Genomic DNA, 23788 nt, shown 5'->3' on the forward strand with positions numbered 1-23788 from the left:
AACACTTACAAAAAACACCCCGGCCGTTGTATCGAAGTTCCGTCACGCTTCCTAAACTAGTCAGATCAACCATTTATAACAAAGTTGCCTGTGAACGCCATACTCTCTTTCATACCGCGCCTGTTCAGTTTGCGGGCCGTTATACTCGTTCTGGCTGTTGTGTTTGCCCTGATGGGGGACCAGCTTGCCCTCGTTGGCTGGGCCGACCGCGCACTGTTCAGCATTCTCGGCGTGCCAGACGGCTCTGACCCGTCCACGATTGTCCCGCAGGAGGCATTCGGTCCGGCCATGGCTGATCGGGGCCTTTCGGAACCACTCTGGTCCGACATGGCAGTGACCGCAGGGCTGGCAATTGCGGCCCTGTATCTGGTGCTTGCCATTCCGGCGATGGGCGCAGCCGTTTCTCTGCCTGTCACGCTTTTGCTTGGCGGCTCGCTCGTGGTGATCCAGGCCGCGTTGATGTTCTACCACAACGCCTGGGTTCCGTTTGGCGTTGTGCTCACTTTGCTGGTGGTTGGTTATGTGGTGATGCTGTTCTGGCTGCAGCCACGGAAACACATCCGTGCACTGACAGACAATGTGCGCGATGCGCGGCTGAAGCTGGCCAAGGTGTTTCTGCAGCAAGGCCATACAGACGAGGCCCTTGAAGCGCTGGATCGCTGCCCCGACTGTGAGAGCGAGATCGAGCTGCGCTACGATGTCGCCATCCAGCAAGAGCGCAAACGCCAGTACGACAAGGCGGTCAGCACCTACCGCAGTATTCAGGAACGAAAAAAAGGTTTTCGGGACACCGCCGCGAGGCTGTCGGCACTGGAGAAGCTCGCACCGGATAACTCGTTGGTGCAGGGAGGGAGTTTCGACAACACCCGCACCCTGTTGATGCCGGAACCGTCAGTGAGTCGCCCGACCCTGGGGCGCTATGAAATCGAGCGGGAGATTGGTCGTGGTGCCATGGGTGTGGTCTATCTGGGCAAGGATCCGAAGATTGCCCGAACCGTTGCTATCAAGACCCTCAGCTACCAGGCGTTTGATGATGGCCAGCTGCAGGATCTCAAGGAGCGATTCTTCCGGGAAGCGGAAGCCGCTGGCCGCCTGAGCCACCCGGCTATCGTTACCGTGTATGACGTGGGAGAGGAGGCCGACCTCGCCTACATTGCCATGGACTATGCGAAAGGGCGGCCGCTCAGTGAATTTGGCAGAACCGGCCGGTTACTGCCCCTGCCCAGGGTGTTGGATATCGTTGCCCGAGTGGCAGACGCATTGGCCTACGCCCACAGCCAGAAAATCGTCCACCGCGACATCAAGCCCGGAAATATTATCTTCAATCCCGACTCTGGCGATATCAAGATCACCGATTTCGGCATTGCCAAGATTTCCGATGACTCCCGAACGCGAACCGGGGCGGTCATGGGCAGCCCGCTGTATATGTCGCCGGAACAGTTGAAGGGCCAGAAGGTCACCGGAGCCTCTGATATCTATAGTCTGGGTGTGACCCTCTACAAGCTGGTGAGCGGCGAAACGCCCTATCAGGGCGACACCCTGGCCAACCTGACCTACCAGATTCTCAACAAGCGCCCGCGCAGCGTCCGCGAGTTCAACCCGGACCTGCCAAACGGCGTGGTCCGTCTGATCAACAAGGCCATCCAGCGCGAGCCGGACAAGCGCTTCTCCAGCGCAGCAACCATGGCAGAGGCTGTGCGTCGTCTGGCCGTTCGCGAAGCTGGCCAGGAGGTGTCCTGATGCGCTATCACGTTGCCGGTCAGAGTCACCGGGGAGCCGTGCGGGAGTCGAACCAGGACGTTGTCGACTGGCGGATCAATGATGCCGGTGATCAGGCGTTACTGGTGGTTGCCGACGGCATGGGTGGGCATCAGGGTGGTGAGGTCGCCAGCCGTCTGGCAGTTGATGCCGTTATCGAATCCCTGGAGCCGGCCATTGCTGGTGGCGCGTTCGACGGCACCGATGGTGCCATCCGGGAACATCTGGAGCGGGCCTTCTCGCTGGCCAATGAGCGGATAGTGAACCGCCGTTCCGGGGACCCGAAACTTGAAAAGATGGGCACCACACTGGTGGTGGCCTGGGTGATTGATGATCAGGCGCACATTGCCCATGTTGGAGACTCCCGGTGTTACAGCCTGCGTAGCAGTCAGGCGGTGTGTCTGACGCGGGACGATACCGTGGTCCAGAACATGCTGGAAGACGGCAGCATTACCGCGGCGGATGTGCCCAATGTGCCATTTCGGAATGTTCTGACCAGGGCAGTGGGAGCAGTGGAGCAGGCGGATCCGAGTTATCGGCGTGAGACCCTTGAAGAGGGCGATGTGCTCCTGCTGTGTTCCGATGGGTTAACCGATTCGGTCCCGGAATACCGGTGGCTTGAGATCCAAAAGGAAAGTGGCGGCATGGAGCGCACGGTTCAGGCACTGATTGATGCCGGCCTGGCAAACGAGGCTGGCGACAATGTGTCTGTGGTATTACTGACGTTGGAGTATTGAGGAAACTGACATGGCTTCGCTTTCGCAACTGGTGGATAACGTGGTTGTTACCACCTTTGAACTCGGGCAACCGGAAACCCGCATCGGTCGGCGCCCGGACAATGATATCCAGATCGATGAAATTTCCGTGAGCGGTCAGCACGCCCTGATAGAAGCGGTGCCCAACGCCTATCTGGAAGGAACGGTGGATTACTACATCACCGACAGCAACAGCACCAATGGCACCTTCGTGAATGAGCTACGGGTTGCTGACCGGCAGCGCCTCAACAGCAACGACATGGTGCGCATTGGCTGGAACGAGTTCCGCTTTATCGACGAAGAAGAGCAGGCACTGGAAAAAACCGCCTACATTCTCGACTGACAGGAGCGGATGGTACCCGTTTTACCGGATCCGATCCTGGACAAAACGGCTGAAACGGCGCAGCAACGAGGATGCGTCCGGCGCTGGCTTCACGCCTGCGATCAGGGCCTCCGCATCCAGCCCCTCCCGGATCAGATCCGGCGCCTGTACTTTCAGGTAGGCACTCATAATGGCGTCCGTGAACTCCGGATGGAACTGCACGCCCCAGGCGCAGGGGCCAATTCTGAAGGCCTGGTGCGGCTCGAACCGGTTACGCCCCAGCAGCACCGCGCCTTCAGGCAGGCGCAGTACGGATTGCCGATGCGTCAGCTGTGCCGGGAATGTCTTTGGGAGGTCGCCGAACAGGACATCGGAGGCGGCTTCTGGGAGAAGTTCAACCTCGTGGGTGCCGGTTTCCCGGCCATTCGGATGGTAACCCGCTTCACCTCCCAGCGCGTGGGCCAGCAACTGGTGGCCGTAGCAGACACCCAGTACCGGAACTTCACTTTTCACAGCCTTTGCGAGCCAACGACCCGCGTTTTCGCTCCATTCAGCCCGGTCGCTGACCATGGCCGGCGAGCCTGTCACCACAATGCCGTCCCAGTCCTCCGGATTGCCCGGCAGTTCGCCAGCTTCGGCGTTGGCTACAGTGATCTCCAGCTCCTTTGAAAGCCCTCGCAGGAACCATTCGTCAAAATCGCCAAACTCTGCCCGAAGGTCCGGGTAGGTGGTTCCTGTTTTCAGGACCACCACTCGCGCTTTGCGGATTGCGGGAGCGTTCTTCTGCATGGTGTTATCTTCCTGCATGGCCGGAGGCCGGGCTGTTTACTGGTCTGGCAGCTCGGCATTGTGGAACACGTTCTGTACGTCGTCCAGCTCGTTCAGCATGTCCAGGAATTTCTCGAACAGGGGGATATCATCACCTTCCACCACCGTGGTGGTTTTGGGCAAGAACTGGATTTCATCCACCTCAAAATCGATGTCTTCAATGGCGTCCACCAGCGCCTGACGGGCTTTGGCGTATTCGGTGTTCGGCGTGAACACGGTGATCAGACCGTCTTCATTTTCGATGTCGGTGACATCCACATCCGCTTCCATCAGCGCTTCGAGAACGGCCTCTTCATCCTCGCCCTTGAACGCAAAGATAGCGCTGTGGTCGAACATGTGAGACACCGCACCGGGCGTTCCGATCTTGCACTTGGTTTTGGTGAAGGCCAGACGCACATCGCCAAAGGTGCGGTTCGGGTTATCGGTCAGGCAGTCGACAATTACCATGCAGTTGCCCGGTCCATAGCCTTCGTAGCGAGCGGGGGAATAGTCCTCGCCAGCGCCACCCTTGGCTTTGTCGATCGCTTTCTCGATCACGTGGGAGGGCACCTGGTCTTTCTTGGCCCGCTCGATCAACCCGCGCAGGGACAGGTTGGCCTGGGGGTCGGGGCCTCCGGACTTGGCGCTCATGTAAATCTCGCGGCCGTACTTGCTGTAGACCTTGGTTTTTGCCGCAGCCGTCTTGGCCATGGATTCTTTGCGGTTCTGGTAGGCTCTGCCCATCTGCGCTGCCTCTTGGTTCTCTGGAAAAGGCCGGATTTTACTCAACATTGCCGGTTTGGGACAGGCTTATTTGGCAACCGTTCTGGCCTAGACGTAATCAACCGGTCGACGATAGTTATCCTGTGTCATCAGGTCGATACCGCACTCGATGTCGCTGACCCAGTTCAGGAACCGATCAACCATCACTGGCCCTTCAAAGCGTTTGCCATGCTGGGGCACGATCATCGAAACGTCCATGTCGCGGACCATGTTGGCCCACAGCCTGCAGACTTTCTGGGAGGCGATGTAGCGCCGATGGAAGCCAATCATGCTCGGTATGTGCTTGTCGAAGTCTCTCACTGGCAGATGATCGTCCTCACCACCCAGCGAAGCTCCAAGGTCGCCGGAGAAGAGGATCTTGGAGACCGGATCGTAAAACTGAAGATTGCCTACCGAATGCATGAAGTGGGCTGGCAGGCACTGCAAATAGGACTCGCCAAACTTCACATTGGCACCGGCATCCGGAATGCTGACGATGCGGTCGTACACGCTGCCACTGAGCTGATTGGTCACGTAGCTGGAAACCAGGTGCGGAAGGAACCGTGCCCATAGTTTCGAGGTGACGATTTTCGCGCGGGTATGAACAATCCAGCGGTCGATGGCGCCAATGATGTCCGGGTCCTGGTGAGAGGCGAACACGTAGTCCATATCGCGAATGTTCATATAACGAGACGCGGCCACCGACAGGGGAGTGTAGGTCAGGTCACCGCCCGGATCGATGAGCGCTTCGTGTTTTCCGTCGACAATGAGGAACTGGTTGGACTGGACGCCCTCGCCGGTCACCAGGGAATCGAACATAAGGCATTTGTGGTGTCCATTATCGAACAGGACAATCGGCTCGGCTGCCATTTCGGTCTCCCGCTGAATACAGTATGGTCCGGCCGGAATGGCCGGATATTGCAAGCTGCGCGGAGATTACAAAATTGACAAAAGCCAACTATTGCCTCAGGTCAATTCTCTGATATTCCTCAAGTAACGATTTGTTGTTGCCGACCATCAGGCCAGCCGGGGCACCCGTTTGATCCCGCGGCGAATGCCCTGTTCCAGGGCGCTGCTGACCACCTTGCCGGTAAACGGCACGATGTCTTCAAAGGTGATGGTGTAGTTCACCCGGGTATGACCTTCAGGCGTGTCCTCGAACCGGATACGGCCAAGGTGATTGCGGATCGGACTGATGCTGGTGATGGTGTACTCGATCAGTGAATCCGGCTCGAAGTTGGTCACGGTTTCTTCCAGGCCCACCGGCCCAATGCCGATCTTGCGAACGGAACCAATCCCGTTCGGGTCGGCCTGGTCGCTGTCCTTGATGCGTTTGACGGGCGCACCCAGCAGTTTTCCAAAACGGTGGTGGTCGGCGAACAGGGCAAACACCCTTCGTCGCGGTACATCGAAGGTTTCATCAATTTCTATGGTGTACATGGCCATCAGCTCACTCTTTTTGTCGTTTGATATACCAAGCCTAAACCCTTGGCTCCTACAACAAAAGTCGTAGAAAGCGGCAGGTTTCAATCTGGCCCGGTCTGACCGTTCAGTGCCGCGCAGTATGCCGGTAGTCCCGGGGCGACTGGCCCATTACCTTTTTGAAAAGCCGTGAAAAATAGTAGGCGTCGTCGTAGCCCAGCCGTCGGCTGATGTCCGCAAAACTCAGGCTGCTGGTATCCAGCATCTGGCAAGCCCGCTCTACCTTTAGGTGCAGGAAGTGCTGGATCGGGGAGGTGCCGGTCTGCTCCCGATAGCGGGTGGCGAAATGGGCGGGGGACAGGCCGGCAAGGTCAGCCAATTGCTCCAGGCTGATACGCTCATCCAGGTGCTCCCGCATGTAGTTGTGGATGGTTTCCAGCTCGGCCTGCCGTTCATGCCCGGTCTCGTCGGCGTTGATCGGAACCGCCGCTAACAGTTGCCGCAGCCGGTTGGCCGCGTGGATAAGGCCGCGGGCCCGGAAACCGGTCTGCCGTACCGACAGCAGACCGTTGAAGTCAACCAGAAGCCGGGGTTGCCGGCCCAGATGTCGAATGCGGGTCGGTCCGTCAAACCCCATGTAATTCCGGAAATCCTCGGCCAAAGGCCCGGTGTAGTGCACCCAGTGAATGGTCCACGGATTGTCAGGGTCGGCAGTGTAACGGTGATTGGCGCCCGCCGGCAGAAGCAGAAGGTCGCCAGCCTCTACCGTGTAGGGCTCCCCGCCAACGTTCAGGAACGCCCGGCCCTCGGTGCAGTAGATCAAAAGATTGTCGTGATGGTGCTCCCGGTGCATGTGATGGCCCACGGCGCGCCGATAGTGGCCGAACGCCAGCGGGTAAAGGTCCCGGGTGAGCGGATGGCTCGCCAATAGTCGGATGATTGGTTCAGGCACCACGTAGCGAATGCTGTCTTTGGGCACCGGCCACTGTGAGGTTTGGGTCATTTCAGGTCTTTTGTTTTTAGGCTTAATCGAAAGATAGTCCATTACGGGCGAAATTTAGTCAATCACCCCTTGGTCGATCCCGTGCTAGCCTTTGGTTAAACGTGGCCGCAACCCTTTGGTTCTGGCCGGCTTCCCGCACAACAACAAACAGGGACATCAACATGAAAAATGTACCGCTGTATCTCGCAGGTGAGTTCGTCGATAGCCAAACCAGTGAATGGATCGACGTTACCAACCCCGCCACCAACGAAGTGATTGCCAAGGCGCCTTGCACCACCGATGCGGAAATGCGCAAGGCCATCGAAAGCGCCGGCGAAATGTTCAAGACCTGGAAGGAAGTGCCTGTCTCTGAGCGCGCCCGGGTTATGCTCCGTTACCAGGCGCTGCTGAAAGAGCATCATGATGAGATCGCCGAAATCCTGGCACAGGAAACCGGCAAGACCTTTGATGACGCCAAAGGTGATGTCTGGCGTGGTATTGAAGTGGTCGAGCACGCGGCCAACGTCGCTTCCATGATGATGGGCGAAACCGTTGAAAACGTGGCCCGCGAAGTGGATACCCATTCCTGGATCCAGCCGCTGGGCGTATGCGCGGGTATAACCCCGTTCAACTTCCCGGCCATGATTCCGCTGTGGATGTTCCCGATGGCCATTGCCTGCGGCAACACCTTTATCCTGAAGCCGTCCGAACAGGATCCGCTGACGCCTATGCGCCTAGCAGAGCTGTTTGAAGAAGCCGGTGCGCCCAAGGGCGTTTTGCAGGTGGTTCACGGTGGCAAGGAGCAGGTTGACGTACTGCTGACTGATCCCGCCATCAAGGCCGTTTCTTTTGTAGGTTCTGTGCCAGTCGGCCGTTACATTTACGAAACCGGCACCCGCAACATGAAGCGTGTACAGAGCTTTGCCGGCGCCAAGAACCATATGGTGATCCTGCCGGACGCTGACAAGCAGCAGGTGATCAATGCCCTGGTTGGTGCTTCAGTAGGTGCTGCCGGCCAGCGCTGCATGGCAATTTCCGTCGCCGTTTTCGTGGGCGAAGCCCAGCAGTGGATCCCCGAGCTGAAAGAAGCCATGGCTAAAGTGCGTCCCGGCGCGTGGAACGACTCCGGTGCCAGCTATGGCCCGATCATCTCCGCCAAGGCGAAGGAGCGCATTGAATCTCTTATTGCGACTGGCGAAGCCCAGGGCGCCAAGCTCCTGCTGGACGGCCGTGGTTGCACAGTAGATGGTTTGCCGGACGGCAACTGGGTTGGTCCGACGCTGTTCTCCGGTGTAACCACCGACATGGACATCTACAACGAAGAGATCTTCGGCCCCGTGCTGTCCTGCGTCGAAACCGACACCCTCGGTGATGCCATCGAACTGGTCAACAAGAGCCCGTACGGCAACGGTGTGTCCATCTTTACCAGCTCCGGCGGTGCCGCACGTCGCTTCCAGCATGAAATCGATGTAGGACAGGTGGGCGTGAATATCCCCATTCCGGTGCCCCTGCCGTTCTTCTCGTTCACCGGCTGGAAAGGTTCCTTCTACGGTGACCAGCATGCCTACGGCAAGCAGGCGGTTCGCTTCTACACTGAGACCAAGACGGTTACCTCCCGCTGGTTCTCCAGTGAAGCAACCAGCAACGAAGCTAACTTCTCTATCCAGTTGCGTTAATTGCGTTGAAGGTGGGGTATTTGGGCCGGAACCTGTTTCCGGCCCCTTGTTTTCCCTGCCCAATGCCAAGCCTTCTCTATCTGGAGCGTAACGATGGACTTTAACCTCACCGAAGATCAGCTGGCGTTTCGCGAAGCGGCTCGGGCGTTCGCTGAAAAATCCATGGCTCCCCATGCGGCGAAGTGGGATGACGAGCATATCTTTCCGGTCGATGTGATGAAGGAAGCCGGAGAGATGGGTTTCATGGGTATGTACACGCCCGAAGCACTCGGCGGCATGGGCCTTTCCCGTCTGGATACGTCGGTTATCGTGGAGGAACTCGCCGCTGCGTGTCCTTCAACCGCTGCGTTTATCACCATCCACAATATGGCTACCTGGATGGTCGCCAGCTTTGCGTCTGATGATCTCAAGCAGGAAATCGTGCCTAAGCTCGCCAGTGGCGAATGGCTCGCCTCCTACTGCCTGACCGAGCCGGGTGCCGGTTCAGACGCGGCCAGCCTTCGCACTAAGGCCGTGCGGGATGGCGACAGCTATGTGATCACCGGCAGCAAGGTATTTATTTCCGGCGCCGGTGCCACTGATATTCTGGTATTGATGGCGCGGACCGGAGCGCCGGATTCCGGTTATAAAGGCATTTCCACCTTTGTGATTCCCGCAGATGCCGATGGCATTTCCTACGGCAAGAACGAAGAAAAAATGGGCTGGCACAGTCAACCGACCCGGATGATCAGCCTCGAGAATGTCCGCATTCCGGCCAGCAACCGGGTGGGTGACGAAGGTGATGGGTTTGCCATCGCCATGAAAGGCCTCGATGGCGGCCGGCTGAACATTGCTACCTGCTCCCTAGGCGGTGCTCAGGCGGCTCTTCTCCGCGCCCGAAACTACATGCATGAGCGCGAACAGTTCGGCAAACCGCTGGCGGCTTTTCAGGCCTTGCAGTTCAAGCTGGCCGACATGGCCACCAATCTGGTTGCCGCGCGGCAGATGGTTCGCCTTGGCGCGTTCAAGCTCGACAACGCCGATCCGGAAGCGACACTGCACTGTGCCATGGCGAAGCGTTTCGCCACCGATGCCTGTTTCGAGGTAGTCAACGAAGCGCTGCAGCTTCACGGCGGCTATGGCTACATTCGCGAATATCCGCTTGAGCGTTACCTGCGCGACCTGCGAGTGCACCAGATTCTGGAAGGCACCAACGAAATCATGCGTCTGATTGTTGCCCGTCGCCTACTCGATGACGGCGTGGCTGAGGCAATTCAATAATCATAGAAATGGGGCCAGATGACGATTTCGTCTGGCCCCATTTTCAGGATGAGGAATAAGAAATGAGTGACCTGATTCAGCTCGAAAAACGCGGACACATCGCGGTACTGACTATCAATAATCCACCGGCTAACACCTGGACAAAGGATTCCCTGATTGCCCTGACGAAAATCGTCAATGAACTGAACGAAGACCGGGACATCTTTGCTCTGGTGATGACCGGGCAAGGCGAGAAGTTCTATTCCGCCGGCGCCGATCTGAAAACCTTCGCCGATGGCGACAAGGCACGGGCCAATGAGATGGCTCAGTTGTTCGGCGAGGCGTTTTCCACGCTGGGCCGCTTCCGGGGTGTCTCCATCGCTGCAGTGAACGGGTATGCGATGGGTGGTGGCCTGGAATGCGCCATGGCTTGCGACATCCGCATTGCCGAAGAGCACGCCCAGATGGCGCTGCCCGAGGCCGGCGTTGGCTTGCTACCCTGCGCCGGTGGTACCCAGAACCTGCCCTGGTTGGTAGGTGAGGGCTGGGCCAAGCGGATGATTCTGTGCGGTGAGAGGGTAAAAGCTGATACCGCACTGCGGATCGGCCTGGTTGAGGAAGTGGTGCCGAGCGGACAGAGCCTTGATAAGGCGCTGGAGCTGGCGGAAATGGCGTGCCAGCAGAGCCCGTCGTCTACCGCCCGGTGTAAGACCCTGGTAATGAGCGCCCGTGATGGCCGCAGCCACGACGACGGCTGGCGCATGGAGCGGGAACTGTTTGTCGAGCTGTTCTCCACCGAAGACCAGAAAGAAGGCGTAAACGCATTTCTCGACAAGCGCAAACCGGAATGGAAAAACCGCTGAAGCCGGCTGGAAAAGGCTGGCTCAAGGACCTGTTATGAGTGATCAACCCATTGTCTTTGAAGAATGGAAAACGGGCGACGGCACGCTGATCGCCGTGGCCCGATTGAATACGCCGAAGGCGCTGAACTCGCTTTCTCTGGAGATGATCCGGTTACTGACGCCACAACTGAAGCGCTGGGCGGAAGATCCCGCAATCCAGGCTGTCTGGTTGGAATCCGAAGGCGACAAGGCGTTCTGCGCCGGTGGAGACATCGTCGCGCTGTATCGCAGCATGACTGAACCGCAGGGTGCAAGCGAGGGCGAGGCGTTCTTCAACGAGGAATATGAGCTGGATTACCTGATCCATACTTTCCAGAAACCGATCGTATGCTGGGGACATGGCATCGTGATGGGTGGCGGCATGGGCATTATGGAGGGCGCTTCCCACCGGGTGGTGACCGAAGGCTCGAAACTCGCCATGCCCGAGATCACTATCGGCCTGTACCCCGATGTCGCCGCCGGCTGGTTCCTTAACCGGACCCCCGGCCGCACAGGCCTGTTTCTGGGGCTGACCGGCGCCCGCCTCAACGGTGCCGATGCAGTTTTCACGGGGCTGGCAGATCGCTTCATCCGGCATGATCTGAAGGCCGATGTTGTTGCTGCACTCTGCAAGCGTGACTGGCAGGGCGAGGATCCTCACGCCGTGGTTGGCAGCGTGCTCCGCCAATTCGAGCGTGAGAGCATCGATGCCATGCCGGAATCACCGGTTCGTGCGCATTTCGATGAGATCAACCGGGTAACCGATGCGGACTCCCTGGAAGCAACGGTTAGCCAGTTGAAAGAACTGTCCGGAGGCGACGGATGGGTGGCAAAAGCAACCCGCTCCCTGGCGAGTGCGTCACCCACATCTCTGGCTCTGGTCTGGCGACACCTGCACGGTTGCAAACACGACAGCCTGAAAGAGGTGCTCGACAAGGAACTGGTACTTTCCACCAAGTGCCTCACCAAGGGCGAATTCGCCGAAGGTATCCGCGCGCTTCTGATCGACAAGGATCAGCAGCCCCGCTGGCGCTATGCGTCTCTTGCGGAAATGGATAGTGCGTGGATTGACGACTTTTTTAGCTGATCTATTACAAGAACAAGGAGAAAAGACATGGCAAAAATTACCTTCATCGGCCTCGGTAATATGGGCGGCCCCATGGCCAGCAACCTCGTGAAAGCGGGCCACGAGGTCACCGTATTCGATCTGTCCAAAGACGCTGTTGCCGCCTTGGTATCCGAGGGCGCGAAAACGGCAGACACCGCCCACGAAGCAGCCAACGGCGCAGAGTGCGTCATCACCATGCTGCCGGCCGGCCAGCATGTGGAAGCTGTCTACCTCGGCGATGATGGCCTGTTGGCGAACCTGCCGGCCGGTACCCTGGTCATCGACTCCTCCACCATCGCACCGGAAACAGCCCGGGGCGTTGCCGAAGTGGCACGCGCCAAGGACATTCCATTCCTCGATGCGCCAGTCTCTGGCGGCGTTGGCGGTGCCAAGGCCGGTACCCTGACGTTCATTTGTGGCGGTTCGGAAGAGGCCTACAACAAGGCCAAGCCGATTCTCGATGCCATGGGCAAGAACATTTTCCACGCCGGTGATCACGGTTCTGGCCAGGTGGCCAAGATTTGCAACAACATGCTGTTGGCCATCCTGATGTCTGGCACCAGCGAGGCGTTGGCGCTCGGCGTGAAGAACGGGCTGGATCCAGCGGTGCTGTCGGAAATCATGAAGCAGAGCTCCGGTGGCAACTGGGCGTTGAACGTCTACAACCCCTGGCCGGGAGTGATGGAAGGTGTACCCGCGTCCCGTAACTACGAAGGCGGTTTCCTGGTGAACCTGATGACCAAGGATCTGGGTTTGGCCTTCGACAACGCTGTGAAGAACCAGGCCTCTATTCCCATGGGCTCTCTGGCCCGTAACCTGTTCCAGCTGCACGCCGGGCAGGGTAATGACAGCCTGGATTTCTCCAGCATCCAGCGGCTTTACAAGCCTGAATAAAGATTGGGTAAGGACACGATCAAAACGCCGGACGGGCGCTACCTTGTAGTTAAGGGGCGCCTGTGGCGTTGTTCGAATCCCGATCTTCCAAAGGCAAGGGATTAACCTTCGGTCTTTTCGTTGAATAACCACGACGACGCTGTTAATGTTTCACCCGCTACGATGGAAGAGCTGCCAGGGATAGTGCAGTTTCTGTAGCAGAAACATCAGGATTGATGACTTCAAAGGATTGAAGACATGCCCCAGGCAAATGGATTGCAGTTCACCGTCCGTGTTGGCGGTCTCCCCTCTGATATTTTTTCACTTGTTGGCTTTACCCTGACCGAACGCCTGTCCGAGGTTTTTTACGGTCGGCTTGAGCTGGCCAGCACCGATCCGTCAATTCAGGCCGCGGAAATCCTTGAGCTACCGGTGGATCTTGTGGTCTGGCAGGATGGCGAGCCGCTCAGGCGCTTCACCGGTGTGGTCAACGAATTCGTTCGGGGCGATGCCGGTCATCGGCGAACCCGCTATGAACTAATCATCCAGCCGCCGCTCTGGCGCCTGGGCCTGATGCACAATAGCCGGATCTTTCAGACCCAAAGTACCGAGGCCATCGCGCGAACTTTGCTGGAAGAGCGCGGCATTATCGACTCGGTTTTCGATCTGAAACGCACTCCAGAGCAGCGGGAGTATTGTGTTCAGCATCGAGAAAGCGACCTGGCCTTCCTCGAACGCCTTGCGGCTGAAGAGGGTTGGCATTACAGGTATGAACACGGGAGCGTGGACGCAGAAACACAGCCGGCGCTTATAATCGCCGACCATCATGGCGATGCACCGAAGCTTGAGCCGGCAGAATATAACGCCAAAGCCGGCGGCAGCAGCAGGCGCCCGGTCGTGTACCGATTTCGATATGAAGAGCGGGTGCGGGTGGCCTCTGTGGCCATGAAGGATTATACCTTTAAGAATCCCGCCTATGGTCTGATGCATCAGCATGCTTCCGGCGACCTGAAGCACCGGGAAGACTACCAGCACTACGATTACCCCGGCCGCTTCAAGGCCGATGCCAGTGGCCAGCCGTTTACCGAAGCCAGACTTCAGTCTCTGCGTAATGATGCCAGTACCGCATCCGGTGAGAGCAATCGCCCGGACTTCAGCGTCGGCGCCAAGGTTGAACTGAAAGAACATGACAGCGCCGCCTTGAACCGGGAATGGCTGCTAACCGCAGTTACTCATACTGGTTCTCAGCCCCAGGCGTTGGAAGAAGAGGGAGGCAGCGAACCCACCACTTACCACAACCAGTTCAATGCAATACCGGCCGATCTGACCTGGATACCGCAGAGGGCCCACCGTCCTCTTATGGACGGCCCGCAAATCGCGATTGTTACCGGCCCGGAAGGCGAGGAGATCCACTGCGACGAATATGGTCGGGTGAAAGTGCGCTTTCCCTGGGATCGATATTCAAAGAATGATGAGCACAGCAGCGCCTGGCTCCGAGTCAGTCAGGGCTGGGCCGGCGGGCAGTATGGCTTCATGGCCTTGCCACGAATCGGCCACGAAGTGATTGTCTCCTTCCTGGATGGCGACCCGGACCAGCCCATCATCACCGGGCGAACCCATCACATCTCCAACACGCCACCCTATGGGCTGCCGGAGCACAAAACCCGCACCACCCTTAAAACCAAAACCCACAAAGGCGAGGGCAGCAACGAACTGCGGTTTGAGGATGAGGTGGAACAGGAGCAGATCTACGTTCACGCCCAGAAAGACCTGGACCTGCTCACCGAGAATAACCGCACGGAGGTAATTCGGAACGACAGTCACCGTACGGTCGAAAACCACGATTTCACTCACGTGAAAGGCAATGAGCACCACACGGTCGATGGCGAACAGCGTGAATCGGTCGGAAGCGATTACAGCCTATCGGTCGGTGGCAGTCTTCACAGCAAGCAGGGCAAAAACCAGCTCGTTGAAGCTGGCACCGAGATCCACCACAAGGCGGGCATGAAAGTGGTAATTGAGGCAGGCGCCGAACTCACGCTCAAGGCTGGAGGCAGCTTTCTGAAGCTGGATCCGAGCGGTGTCACTGTTTCCGGGCCTTCGGTGCGTATGAATTCCGGTGGTGGGCCAGGGAGTGGGAGTGGGGTGGCAGATAAAGCCCCTGCGCTGCCTGCCGGCATTGTTGGCCAAGACGGAAGTTCGGGCGCTGCGCAGCTAGAGGAAACCGACCAACGTGATACAGGAAAGAGTGCTCCGCAGGTTCTGGCAGATCACTCAACATTGCTGAAGGAATCAGCCAACCAGGGAGCGCCAGTCGTTTCCGATTGTGAGTTTGACGAGAATGGACGCTGCAAACTACATCAGCACGCTTGATAGTCTGGATATGCTGGCCCAGGAACCCTCCAGCGCGGACTTTGCCATCATTGACCTTGCGGTGGACGATCGCTTCCTCAGGTTTCTTTACGAAGCTGATCAGCACGGCTCGGTTCAGTGGTGGAGCCTTCTGGAGAATACCCGATGGCAGGCCTCATGGAATCAGGGACCCATACTCCTGGCGTTCAATGGAGACACCCAATTTCATAAAAAGCTTAAAGAGAAATTGAGCTTTATGCCGCTGGGAATCGTCATTGACTCGCCGGAAAGCTCGACATGTGTCTTCAATTGGGCTCAGGGATGGTTGCTAGCCCTTGGAAAGTCAGATGAGCGCCTTTTTCGATTTTACGATCCAAGATCTTTTCGTCCATTGCTGGCGGCTTTTGCAGGGCGAGAAAAACAGATCATTAGTTCCGGTGTGACGATCTACTGGCATAACGGGTCTGGTTGGCATGGATATCGGTCGCCTGACAACGCCATAAAGGAAGACCTCCCTGAACAACCTTCGTTGGTTCAGGCTGAACTCTCCGAGTTGCCGGCCTTCAGATCGGCTGATCGTGCATTGGTCTATGAGCAAGTCTATCGGGATTATTTGCCTGAAACCGGAGACCGAAGAGTCTGGGTTTTGGAGCAGCTTCAGACAGCCTCGAAACTTGGTTTTGAAACTGTTTCTTTACAAGAGCGTTGGTTAAGACTTTGCATCCGCATTGGCTCTGATCCGATTGCTAGGGCAGATGTTCAGGAAGTGATTAGAAGGTCGGAGATGACGCCGGCGGACCGTTTGAATGCGATGGAGAGCATATTGGAGGGCAAGGATGCCACAGCATGAAGTTCAGTCAGGAGAGACACTTTCAGCTATTGCTTCGAAATATCAAGTCTCGTTAGATGCGATCAAAAGTGAGAACCCGATTATCAAGGATGTGAACCACATAGAGGCTGGCTGGAATCTAACTGTCCCTGAAAACTCCGCTGATCGGGGTGTACTTCCGGCAGCGCAGTCGGCTAACGATGATACAAAAGATGATCTCGAGTGCTCTCAGTGCTCGATCGAGTGCGAAGCGCTTGTTCATGTCACTGGTGAGGAAGACACGGTTTATGCGCTAAGCCGCACTCAGCTGAAGGATCTGTATAGGGAGATTGAGACTCTCAACAAGCCTTTGGCTGAGTTGAAAAGGGCCGAGGCGGGGCCTGTAGAGGATATACCTGCTGCACGCGAAAAGGCTTGGGGCAGCCTTCGAAAGTTGGGGGCACTCCCCGAAACTGAGCAAAGCTCTACAGCAAAGGAGCTGCTCAATGACTACGAGGCCCGTTGGAAACGAGAGCGACAACGACTCGAGCATCAGCGCCGTAGAGAAAAACGGATTGAATATGAGATCAACCAGATCCGAAGCCAGATTCTGTTGCCCGCGAGCCAAGCCAACCTAACTGAAAGGAAAGACCTGCTCTCAGTAAGAGTTTTCACAACGCTTTGTGCCGAACTGGAAGCGACACTGCCCGGCGTGAAGGCAAAGGTTGAGGCCCACGAGCTAGTAACCGAAGCCAGCAAGCAAGATCTGGATGAAATGGACGAGAGGCTAAGGTTCCTCAGGGCGGCTTTGGAGGCTGAGCTTCAGTATCGGATGGTTCAGAGCGATCAGGACGCAGATAGCCATCAAGTGCAACGGCTCAAACACGAGACCCAGGAGCTGAAGAAATACACGCGCTGGCCGGATTTCATTGCTGAGGCTGATCTTCAGTCTTTGGTAGACAAAAAGAAGCGACTGAACGAGCTCGATGATGAGCTGATTCCCTACATGGATTACGTCAACGAATATGCAGCGAGAGTGTCCTGGGTCGTCCGGCTTTGGAACATAATCCACCATGAAGAAGTCGAAAAGCACCGTAACGAACAGCAGGAACGACGGGATCTTATCGTAGATATAGAGAAAACCCTTAGGAGTTTGGTGGAAACCAGTCCGCCTTCAGCCGTCGATGTTCTCGCCAAGCCGAACCTCGGCTCGATGAAGTCTCGCCCCCTGGTTGAGCTTAAGCATACCGGTGGCGCGGGTTACCGCTACGCCCGCCAGGAGGTTCTGAATCAATTACGCGGTAACTGGAAGACGCTCAAGACTTCGGATGTTCGTGCAGTGATGAGTGCTTCCGACTTTGAACGAGCCTGGGACGAGGCGAAAAACGGCCTTAAGAACGACCGGTCGCTCAAGGTGAAGTTTGCTGAGTGGAAGAGCAAAGAGGACAACTTCTTTAACCAGTTGGAAATTGAATTATTTAAAAAAGAAGCTTCAACCGAAGATGGTCGTTTCGCCGCAAGTGCCGAAGCCCAGATGTTCCGGTTTGCGGCTCAGTGCAGTCTGGAGTCTCGCTACGATCCACAAAAGGGTGAGGTTTACGTCGGTACCCAGATGCAGAGCGCATACAGCCTGCTGCAGGGTGAAGCGACCTTTGCTGCCCGGATTCCTGATGAGACCGGAGCCAAAATTGTTCTTGAGTACGAGAACCACGAGGGTGATCCGATACGGGTTCATTGTGGTTACTTCAGAGCAGATGCAGAGTATCGGATTCAGGGCTTTGCGGGTGCCTGTCTTTCTCTCGCCTCAAACGCGAAGTTATCCAGCGCACCCGGAAATGTTGGTATCTCTGGAGAGGCAAATGGTGAAGCTTTTGCTGGCGCAACTGTAAGTAATGAAGCCAGATTTGGGATTAAGTGGAAGGCTGTCTATAGGGGAGTTGATGAAGCCACTGATGACCTAACAAGAGGGGATTCCGAGTTTGAATTGCTGGCTGAGGTAAAGCCAGAAATTGCGGTTTCATCCGGAATCGGTTTAGGTTTTGACTACAAAATTGAGCTTGTTGAAGGCAGGCTCGTTGCCTACTTCAAGGGGAGTTTGGTTCTTGGCCCCGGTGGGAGCGGTGGCATTGCTGCTGAGCTGAATGCTGGGCAGGTGTGGGAGCTGATTAAGTTCATTAGGTGGTCGCTCGAGCAGAGCGATTTTCGCTTTTTAGACTGGATTTCTGAAGAGGCCTTCGACAGTTTATCTCGCCTCTTGAGTATATTTGCTTGCAGTGAGGAGGCTTTTTCGTCGTTAGTTGCGAAGGGAGCAGATACTTTATTGGAACTCTGGCGCTCCCTTTACCAAGCCGATGAAGAGGTACGAAAGGTTGCGGAGGGTGTGCTGAGAAATAATCGACTGAGGTTACTGACTCCGTCTGCCAAAGCGCAATTGCTGACGATAATGGTTCGGGATAGTGGGCCGATTCTGGGTCGAGGAGATCCGCATCGTGACATCGCAACGAAAGCTATGATTGAAGTTTTTGAAACAATTCGCAGCCATCGAGAACTCATAGAAGTTCTGAAAAGAATTGGGAATGATTCAGGGAAGGGCTCGCTCCAAGATTTAATGAGTAACTATTACAAGCTCTTCCCGCGTCGACTGTTCCAATCGACGCAATCTGAAAGGGTTGAGGATTGGCTTGCTTCAATAGTTTAATCTTCTGAGAAGGAACAACGAAAGCCAGTGGATTCGTTTGTTACCCGCTCTATGGCTTTGCGCCTTGTGACGGTTGTGTTGCCAGAGAAATCTCTAAAATCGCCGCCTCGGAGGACTCGGAATGGCTCGTTGCTCCAGCTTTCTATGATTGGAGTGTCGGGGCCCTCTGGGTTATTGATCGGGGAGCGCTCATAGTAATCGGCGCGATAATAATCGCTCACCCATTCAGCGGCATTGCCCGACATGTCGTAAAGGCCAAGTGGGTTCGCAGGGAAGGTTCCTGGCGGCTTTGGGAGCGTTTTTTTCTGCTCTCGATACTGAGATGGGCGTGGCGCCATGGTTACGCCTTCTTCCGCATTTCCGTTTTCTGTTGCATAGCGCAACATTTTCCCCCCGCTTCGGGCCGCATATTCCCACTGCGCCTCGGTTGGAAGTCGAATACTCGTATCAGTTTGAGACCCCAGCCACCTGCAAAACTCCGATGCATCCGTCCACGACACCACCGCTGGTAGGTTCGGCTGGAAACGTTCTGGATGTTCTTCCCTGAGAATTTCATAAGAGTTGTTCGAGTGTTTGTAGTTAGTCACATCCATAAACAACTCGAAATCCCCTTGTGTCACTTCGTATTTCTGAATATAAAAATCATCAACGATGACACGATGAGCCGGGATGGTGTCGCTACGAACACTCCACCCCCCAGGATTCCCCATCATAAACTCCCCACCTTCGACAAAAACCATGGCGTCCATCTGGCGCTGAACCATGTCTTTTGCCTGGGATTCGTAATAGAGGCTGCATCCGGAAAGGGCAGAGGTGACAACAAGTGAAGAAAAAACGAGGTAACGCATGCTTGCTCCGTGCAATGGGGTTAACACTCCATGTGTTAGCAGCATTCTATCAACTTGCTTGAAGCAACAGAATTACCAGAGAGACAGTTTGTGCCCATTGGCGGAACCGCGTCTCATCTCATGACTTCCAAGCCCTGTTGAATCAAGTATAATTTCGACGTTCGAAAACAGGGTGTTTTCGAAATAAGGAAGCAAACTTCAAAGGAACTGATATGAAAACCTTCAATACGCTGCGGGTGATTTTTGCACTCGTGGGTGTCGGCATGCTTGTCGGCGCCTTTTTCTCTTTCCAGAGCACTTCCACGTTTCTTGAAACCGCGACAGCCGAACCGGGTGTTGTAACCGACCTGATTCGATCACGATCCAGTGATTCCAATGCCTACTATCCTCTCGTCCGTTTTGAAGACGAAAAAGGCAGGCTTACAGAGTTCCTCTCATCCAGCGGCAGCAACCCTCCGAGTTATAGTCGCGGTGAGACGGTTCGTGTGTTGTTCATGCCCGGCAATGCTGAGTCTGCCAGAATCGATGGATTCTTTTCGCTGTGGGGAGTAACCCTGATCGTAGGCGGTTTGGGCGGCGTTTTCTTTATGGTTGGAGCCGGTATGTTTGTTGTGCCGGCTGTCAGGAACAGTGGGGCTGCCAAACTTCGCAAAACCGGGCAACGGGTTCAGGGTATGTTTCAGGGTGTCGAAAAGAACCAGAGGATCGTCATGAACGGGAAGAGCCCCTATCAGATCGTCTGCCAGTGGCAGAATCCGGTCACTTCCGATGTCCATGTCTTCAGGAGTCGCAACCTCTGGTTCGATCCCTCTGACCATATTCAGAGCGAGTCCATTCCCGTTTACATCAACCCCACGAACCCCAAGCGGTACTGGGTGGATACCTCCTTTTTGCCGAAGATGGCGAGCTAATTGCGCTGAAATACGACTCATGTGAACCTCACGTAACTCTCTCTTGGGTGCGCCCGGTCAATGGTGAATGTAGACTGACCGTCTTTAACGCTGGCCTGGATTTACCAGGCCAGCTTTTTTCCACGGTATACAGGCTTCACCATGGACGACCAATCCACAGATAGGGAACCGGTTGGCGAGAACAAGCGCCCGCTGATTTCATCAGATCTTGCCACGCCGATCTACGGGCTATTCGGCCTGGGCATCCTGTACACCCTGTACGTCGCTCACCAGATCGTCCTGCCCATCATTCTCGCGGTGATGACAAGCCTGCTACTCTCGCCTCTGGTCAAGAAGGCTTACGTTAAGTGGCGGATTCCCCGGATGATCAGTTCCCTGGTTCTGGTCCTGTTGGTACTGGCCGGAATCGTCGGCATAACTTTGGCTGTGGCAACGCCTGCGCTGAAGTGGGCGGAAGAGGTCCCGCAGGGCATCTCGCGCTTGCTGGTCGGTGAAAGTGAAATCAGTCGCCAGATCGCCCGGGTTACCGAATCTGCTGAGCAAGTTGAAAAGTCGGTGGAGGAGCTCTCAGAGTCAGAACAGCAACAGCCAACGGCGGTGGTTCTGCAAACGGACTCCTGGCGCAGCCAGTTGATGACCAAGGCTCGAAACGGCATTGCCGGCCTGGCATTGGCACTGGCATTGACCTATTTCCTGTTGGTCAGTGGAGATCGTCTGATCAAGAACTTTGTCCGTCAGCTCCCGATTGATCAGCGAAAAACCGTACTTCGGATTACTCACGATTCCCAGCATCAGATTGCCCAGTACCTGGGCGTTCTCGGCCTGAGTAATCTGGCCGTCGGCACCACAACAGGCCTGATCTGCTGGGCCGTCGGGCTGCCGGATCCAGCTGTGTGGGGGTTGGTCGCCGGGCTTGCCCGGTTTATTCCCTATCTGGGCGTTATTCTCTCTATCTCTATGTTGACGATTGTCTCTGCCATCAGCCTAGATGAATTCTGGATGATGGCCATTGCGCCGCTGGGGTTCCTCGGCCTGACCACGCTGGTCGGGTTCTTTATCGAACCCTGGATTCACGGCTTTCGTATGGCGATCAATCCGGTGATCATCTTCGTCTCGATCTTCTTCTGGGGCTGGCTCTGGGGGCCGGTGGGTGTGCTTCTGGCAGTGCCTTTGATGACCGTGATTCAGGTGGTTCTCAAGCAGATTCCCAAGCTGCGACCAGTCTATAAAGTGATTGCGAGGTAGTCTGGTAATGGATACCCGCAACACGCACTGACACGCCCGGTAAACTCACCTATCCTCTCTGAATACCCGAAATTCAGCAAACAGGGAGGATCGTCAGCCCATGATCCCGAACACCATGAAAGCCATGGTTCTTACCGGTCACGGTGATGTCGATAAACTGGAGTATCAGGACGTGTCTGTTCCTGCTCCCGGGCCGGGAGAGGTGCTTGTCCGGGTCACAGCCACGGCGAAGAACAACACCGATCGCAAGGCGCGGGAAGGGCTTTATCCCACCAAAAAAGGCGAAATGACATCCTTTCAGATGGGCGGTAAGCCCACGCTGACGTTTCCCCGGATTCAGGGGGCGGATATCGCCGGGCGTGTCGCCGCCGTTGGTGAAGGGGTGGATGAGTCCCGAATCGGTGAACGGGGCCTGCTGGATTTCAACATCTACGCCAATGATCGGCGGGACATCAACCTCACGCCCGATTACTTCGGTCACGGCGCCGACGGGGGCTATGCGGAATACGTAGCTCTCCCGTCGGAGCAGTTTCACCATATACCCAATGCCGAACTCACAGATGCCGAAGTGGCGTCCATGGGGATGTGTTCCTACCAGACGGCCATGCACATGCTTACCTCGGCCAATATCAAGGCCGGGGAGCGGGTTATGGTTACCGGTGCCAGCGGTGGTGTGGGCACCGCCCTGATCCAGTTGTGCCGGATCATGGGGGCTATTCCCTATGCCCTCAGCAAACAGGACAAGGCGGCAGCGCTGCTGGAACTGGGTGCCGAGGCGGTGCTGGATCGCTCGGATATGGACAGCTTCGTGGATCGGGTGAAAGCGGAAACCGGCGGCAAACCCATTGATGCTGTGATGGATCTGGTCGGCGGTGAGATGACCGATGTGTTCATTGACACCATGATCTTTGATATGAACGCCCGCAGCACCTATCCGCGACTCAGTATTGCTGGCGCCAGCGGCGGCAATATCAGCGAAATTCTGTGGACCCGGATCTACCTCTACCAGGTACAGATCTTCGGGGTATCCCACGGCACCCGGGAGGAGGCCGAACAGTTGATGGCCTGGATCCGGGAAGGGCGACTGAAACCGGTTTTGCACGGTGCCTTCAGGCTCTCTGATCTGCATCGGGCAGAAGAATACTTTGTGAACCGGGGTAGCAATTATCTCGGCAAGATCGTGATAGTTCCCGACTCACAATGGGAAGAACACGGCCAACCCTGGTCACTGGAGAGTGCCTGATGAAACCCGAGCTAACCATTCAGTTGATGGATACCCATGCCGGCGGTGATGTCAGCCGGATCGTGACCGGTGGCATTGATCAATTACCCGGCGATACGGTTCGTGCGCAGATGGAATACCTGCGCGATGATGCCGATGGCCTGCGTCGGCTTTTGTTGGAAGAGCCATATGGCGTGCCCGAAATGTCCGTGGATTTGCTGGTGCCGCCAACGGATCCCCGAGCGGCCGCCGGTTACATCATCATGGAAGTCATGGGTTACCCGATTTACTCCGGCTCCAACACCATCTGCACGGCCACCGCAGTGCTGGAATCAGGTATCGTGCCGAAACAGGAAGGCAAACAGAACTTTCTCCTGGAATCTCCTGCTGGCCTGGTTCAGATCGAGGCGACCGTTCAGGACGGCGTGGTGGAAGCCATCACCTGTGAAGGGTTGCCCAGTTATATTCATACCTACAAGGCCAGCATCGACGTGCCCTCGTTGGGTGAGATTACCTACAGCGTGGCCTACAGCGGTGGTTTTTATGCGCTGGTGGATGCGTCCAGTCTGGGCTTTGATCTGACCCTGGATGAAGAGCGCAAGCTGTCAGAAGCCGCCCATGCCATTGTTGAGGCCATCCAGGCCGAACGGGGCTTTTCCCATTACACCCTGGGCGACGTCGGGCCACTGCCGTTCCTTCACTTCATGGGCCCTGTGGAGCATGTGGCCGAGGGCTATTACCGCTCCCGGTCTGCAACCTATGTGCATCCGGGTGTGATTTGCCGGAGCACCACCGGCACTGGCACCTCCGCCCGCCTGGCGTTGATGAACTACGAGGGCAGCATTAAGCCGGGCGACAAGCTCGAAACCGTTTCCCTGAGAGAGACCGGCTTTATCGGAGAATTTACCTCTGTTGAAGAGGAGGGTGAATACCAGGTGATCAAGAACAGCATCACCGGTAAGGGTTATGTCATCGCCCGCTCCGACATTGTGGTCAACTGTGACGACCCCATGGTTGAGTGCGGATCCCTCCACCACATCCTGTCCAGCCGCCATTCCTGAAAAACTCCCCCTCAATCCTGGGGGCTGTTCGGGAACTCTTTTCCAGGCGCGGCATGCC

At 56.4% G+C, this 23788-nt stretch carries 21 protein-coding genes; 15 read left to right on the forward strand and 6 right to left on the reverse strand.

What is annotated here, in order from left to right:
* Positions 1-90 precede the first annotated feature (90 nt).
* The 3 genes from NUW46_RS06070 to NUW46_RS06080 are packed head-to-tail and all read left to right on the forward strand — an operon-like array spanning position 91 to position 2856.
* On the forward strand, positions 91-1740 hold the full coding sequence (locus NUW46_RS06070; RefSeq protein ID WP_418141637.1) for a protein kinase domain-containing protein: 1650 nt from the start codon (positions 91-93) through the stop codon (positions 1738-1740).
* Positions 1740-2495, forward strand: coding sequence for a protein phosphatase 2C domain-containing protein (locus NUW46_RS06075; protein ID WP_418141638.1), 756 nt, complete (start codon positions 1740-1742; stop codon positions 2493-2495). The genes NUW46_RS06070 and NUW46_RS06075 overlap by 1 nt, the downstream gene beginning before the upstream one ends.
* A 10-nt stretch (positions 2496-2505) precedes the next feature.
* On the forward strand, positions 2506-2856 hold the full coding sequence (locus NUW46_RS06080) for an FHA domain-containing protein (RefSeq protein ID WP_069184220.1): 351 nt from the start codon (positions 2506-2508) through the stop codon (positions 2854-2856).
* Between the two features lie 21 nt (positions 2857-2877).
* On the opposite strand, the gene NUW46_RS06085 is transcribed toward NUW46_RS06080, so the two are convergent.
* The 5 genes from NUW46_RS06085 to NUW46_RS06105 all read right to left on the reverse strand — a co-directional run bounded on the left by NUW46_RS06085 (position 2878) and on the right by NUW46_RS06105 (position 6829).
* Positions 2878-3624, reverse strand: coding sequence for a glutamine amidotransferase (locus NUW46_RS06085; protein WP_418141639.1), 747 nt, complete (start codon positions 3622-3624; stop codon positions 2878-2880).
* Positions 3625-3660: 36 nt separating this feature from the next.
* The gene (locus NUW46_RS06090) at positions 3661-4386 is read right to left on the reverse strand and encodes a YebC/PmpR family DNA-binding transcriptional regulator (protein WP_069184221.1); all 726 of its coding nucleotides are present in this window, start codon (positions 4384-4386) and stop codon (positions 3661-3663) included.
* A gap of 87 nt (positions 4387-4473) precedes the next feature.
* A complete protein-coding gene (locus tag NUW46_RS06095) occupies positions 4474-5274 on the reverse strand; it encodes an MBL fold metallo-hydrolase (RefSeq protein WP_418141640.1) in 801 nt (266 codons plus the stop codon).
* 147 nt (positions 5275-5421) lie between these two features.
* On the reverse strand, positions 5422-5850 hold the full coding sequence (locus NUW46_RS06100) for an SRPBCC family protein (protein WP_418141641.1): 429 nt from the start codon (positions 5848-5850) through the stop codon (positions 5422-5424).
* 103 nt (positions 5851-5953) lie between these two features.
* On the reverse strand, positions 5954-6829 hold the full coding sequence (locus tag NUW46_RS06105; RefSeq protein WP_222466333.1) for an AraC family transcriptional regulator: 876 nt from the start codon (positions 6827-6829) through the stop codon (positions 5954-5956).
* Between the two features lie 161 nt (positions 6830-6990).
* On the opposite strand from NUW46_RS06105, the gene NUW46_RS06110 reads away from it, so the two are divergent.
* The 8 genes from NUW46_RS06110 to NUW46_RS06145 all read left to right on the forward strand — a co-directional run bounded on the left by NUW46_RS06110 (position 6991) and on the right by NUW46_RS06145 (position 18443).
* Positions 6991-8484, forward strand: a complete 1494-nt coding sequence (locus tag NUW46_RS06110; protein ID WP_418141642.1) for a CoA-acylating methylmalonate-semialdehyde dehydrogenase — start codon at positions 6991-6993, stop codon at positions 8482-8484.
* A gap of 93 nt (positions 8485-8577) precedes the next feature.
* The gene (locus NUW46_RS06115; protein WP_291909602.1) at positions 8578-9744 is read left to right on the forward strand and encodes an acyl-CoA dehydrogenase family protein; all 1167 of its coding nucleotides are present in this window, start codon (positions 8578-8580) and stop codon (positions 9742-9744) included.
* A 62-nt stretch (positions 9745-9806) separates the two neighbouring features.
* Positions 9807-10586 carry an enoyl-CoA hydratase gene (locus tag NUW46_RS06120; RefSeq protein ID WP_069184227.1) on the forward strand — a complete coding sequence of 260 codons (780 nt, stop codon included), beginning with the start codon at positions 9807-9809 and terminating at the stop codon, positions 10584-10586.
* A gap of 34 nt (positions 10587-10620) precedes the next feature.
* Positions 10621-11691 (forward strand): enoyl-CoA hydratase/isomerase family protein, encoded by a 1071-nt coding sequence (locus tag NUW46_RS06125; RefSeq protein WP_418141643.1) that lies wholly within the window; start codon positions 10621-10623, stop codon positions 11689-11691.
* 27 nt (positions 11692-11718) lie between these two features.
* Positions 11719-12606: a 3-hydroxyisobutyrate dehydrogenase gene (gene mmsB, locus NUW46_RS06130; protein WP_418141644.1), complete on the forward strand. Its 888-nt coding sequence runs from the start codon at positions 11719-11721 to the stop codon at positions 12604-12606.
* A gap of 237 nt (positions 12607-12843) precedes the next feature.
* Positions 12844-14958, forward strand: a complete 2115-nt coding sequence (locus tag NUW46_RS06135; RefSeq protein WP_418141645.1) for a type VI secretion system Vgr family protein — start codon at positions 12844-12846, stop codon at positions 14956-14958.
* Positions 14927-15787, forward strand: a complete 861-nt coding sequence (locus tag NUW46_RS06140; protein WP_418141646.1) for a DUF4123 domain-containing protein — start codon at positions 14927-14929, stop codon at positions 15785-15787. The genes NUW46_RS06135 and NUW46_RS06140 overlap by 32 nt, the downstream gene beginning before the upstream one ends.
* The gene (locus tag NUW46_RS06145; RefSeq protein ID WP_418141647.1) at positions 15774-18443 is read left to right on the forward strand and encodes a LysM peptidoglycan-binding domain-containing protein; all 2670 of its coding nucleotides are present in this window, start codon (positions 15774-15776) and stop codon (positions 18441-18443) included. Before NUW46_RS06140 ends, NUW46_RS06145 begins: the two co-directional genes overlap by 14 nt.
* Here the strand turns inward: NUW46_RS06145 and NUW46_RS06150 are convergent.
* Positions 18440-19291: a formylglycine-generating enzyme family protein gene (locus NUW46_RS06150; RefSeq protein WP_418141648.1), complete on the reverse strand. Its 852-nt coding sequence runs from the start codon at positions 19289-19291 to the stop codon at positions 18440-18442. The two genes, NUW46_RS06145 and NUW46_RS06150, sit on opposite strands and share 4 nt — an antisense overlap.
* Positions 19292-19503: 212 nt before the next feature.
* Here NUW46_RS06150 and NUW46_RS06155 point away from each other — a divergent pair, with 212 nt between their 5' ends.
* From NUW46_RS06155 to NUW46_RS06170, 4 genes are all read left to right on the forward strand, one after another.
* Positions 19504-20202 carry a DUF3592 domain-containing protein gene (locus NUW46_RS06155; protein WP_418141649.1) on the forward strand — a complete coding sequence of 233 codons (699 nt, stop codon included), beginning with the start codon at positions 19504-19506 and terminating at the stop codon, positions 20200-20202.
* Between the two features lie 141 nt (positions 20203-20343).
* Positions 20344-21447, forward strand: a complete 1104-nt coding sequence (locus NUW46_RS06160; protein ID WP_153634488.1) for an AI-2E family transporter — start codon at positions 20344-20346, stop codon at positions 21445-21447.
* 100 nt (positions 21448-21547) lie between these two features.
* A complete protein-coding gene (locus NUW46_RS06165) occupies positions 21548-22690 on the forward strand; it encodes a zinc-binding dehydrogenase (protein WP_418141650.1) in 1143 nt (380 codons plus the stop codon).
* Positions 22690-23730, forward strand: a complete 1041-nt coding sequence (locus NUW46_RS06170) for a proline racemase family protein (RefSeq protein ID WP_418141651.1) — start codon at positions 22690-22692, stop codon at positions 23728-23730. The genes NUW46_RS06165 and NUW46_RS06170 overlap by 1 nt, the downstream gene beginning before the upstream one ends.
* The last annotated feature ends 58 nt before the right edge of the window (positions 23731-23788 follow it).

Origin of the sequence: Marinobacter sp. MA (assembly GCF_048298425.1) — a bacterium.
GTDB lineage: Bacteria > Pseudomonadota > Gammaproteobacteria > Pseudomonadales > Oleiphilaceae > Marinobacter > Marinobacter salsuginis.

Coding starts and splice junctions, on each gene's coding strand:
- NUW46_RS06150 (WP_418141648.1), bottom strand. CDS start 19,291: ATGCGTTACCTCGTTTTTTCTTCACTTGTTGTCACCTCTGCCCTTTCC.
- NUW46_RS06135 (WP_418141645.1), top strand. CDS start 12,844: ATGCCCCAGGCAAATGGATTGCAGTTCACCGTCCGTGTTGGCGGTCTC.
- NUW46_RS06155 (WP_418141649.1), top strand. CDS start 19,504: ATGAAAACCTTCAATACGCTGCGGGTGATTTTTGCACTCGTGGGTGTC.
- NUW46_RS06140 (WP_418141646.1), top strand. CDS start 14,927: ATGGACGCTGCAAACTACATCAGCACGCTTGATAGTCTGGATATGCTG.
- NUW46_RS06105 (WP_222466333.1), bottom strand. CDS start 6,829: ATGACCCAAACCTCACAGTGGCCGGTGCCCAAAGACAGCATTCGCTAC.
- NUW46_RS06100 (WP_418141641.1), bottom strand. CDS start 5,850: ATGGCCATGTACACCATAGAAATTGATGAAACCTTCGATGTACCGCGA.
- NUW46_RS06075 (WP_418141638.1), top strand. CDS start 1,740: ATGCGCTATCACGTTGCCGGTCAGAGTCACCGGGGAGCCGTGCGGGAG.
- NUW46_RS06145 (WP_418141647.1), top strand. CDS start 15,774: ATGCCACAGCATGAAGTTCAGTCAGGAGAGACACTTTCAGCTATTGCT.
- NUW46_RS06120 (WP_069184227.1), top strand. CDS start 9,807: ATGAGTGACCTGATTCAGCTCGAAAAACGCGGACACATCGCGGTACTG.
- NUW46_RS06095 (WP_418141640.1), bottom strand. CDS start 5,274: ATGGCAGCCGAGCCGATTGTCCTGTTCGATAATGGACACCACAAATGC.
- NUW46_RS06080 (WP_069184220.1), top strand. CDS start 2,506: ATGGCTTCGCTTTCGCAACTGGTGGATAACGTGGTTGTTACCACCTTT.
- NUW46_RS06165 (WP_418141650.1), top strand. CDS start 21,548: ATGATCCCGAACACCATGAAAGCCATGGTTCTTACCGGTCACGGTGAT.
- NUW46_RS06160 (WP_153634488.1), top strand. CDS start 20,344: ATGGACGACCAATCCACAGATAGGGAACCGGTTGGCGAGAACAAGCGC.
- NUW46_RS06115 (WP_291909602.1), top strand. CDS start 8,578: ATGGACTTTAACCTCACCGAAGATCAGCTGGCGTTTCGCGAAGCGGCT.
- NUW46_RS06090 (WP_069184221.1), bottom strand. CDS start 4,386: ATGGGCAGAGCCTACCAGAACCGCAAAGAATCCATGGCCAAGACGGCT.
- mmsB (WP_418141644.1), top strand. CDS start 11,719: ATGGCAAAAATTACCTTCATCGGCCTCGGTAATATGGGCGGCCCCATG.
- NUW46_RS06085 (WP_418141639.1), bottom strand. CDS start 3,624: ATGCAGAAGAACGCTCCCGCAATCCGCAAAGCGCGAGTGGTGGTCCTG.
- NUW46_RS06125 (WP_418141643.1), top strand. CDS start 10,621: ATGAGTGATCAACCCATTGTCTTTGAAGAATGGAAAACGGGCGACGGC.
- NUW46_RS06110 (WP_418141642.1), top strand. CDS start 6,991: ATGAAAAATGTACCGCTGTATCTCGCAGGTGAGTTCGTCGATAGCCAA.
- NUW46_RS06170 (WP_418141651.1), top strand. CDS start 22,690: ATGAAACCCGAGCTAACCATTCAGTTGATGGATACCCATGCCGGCGGT.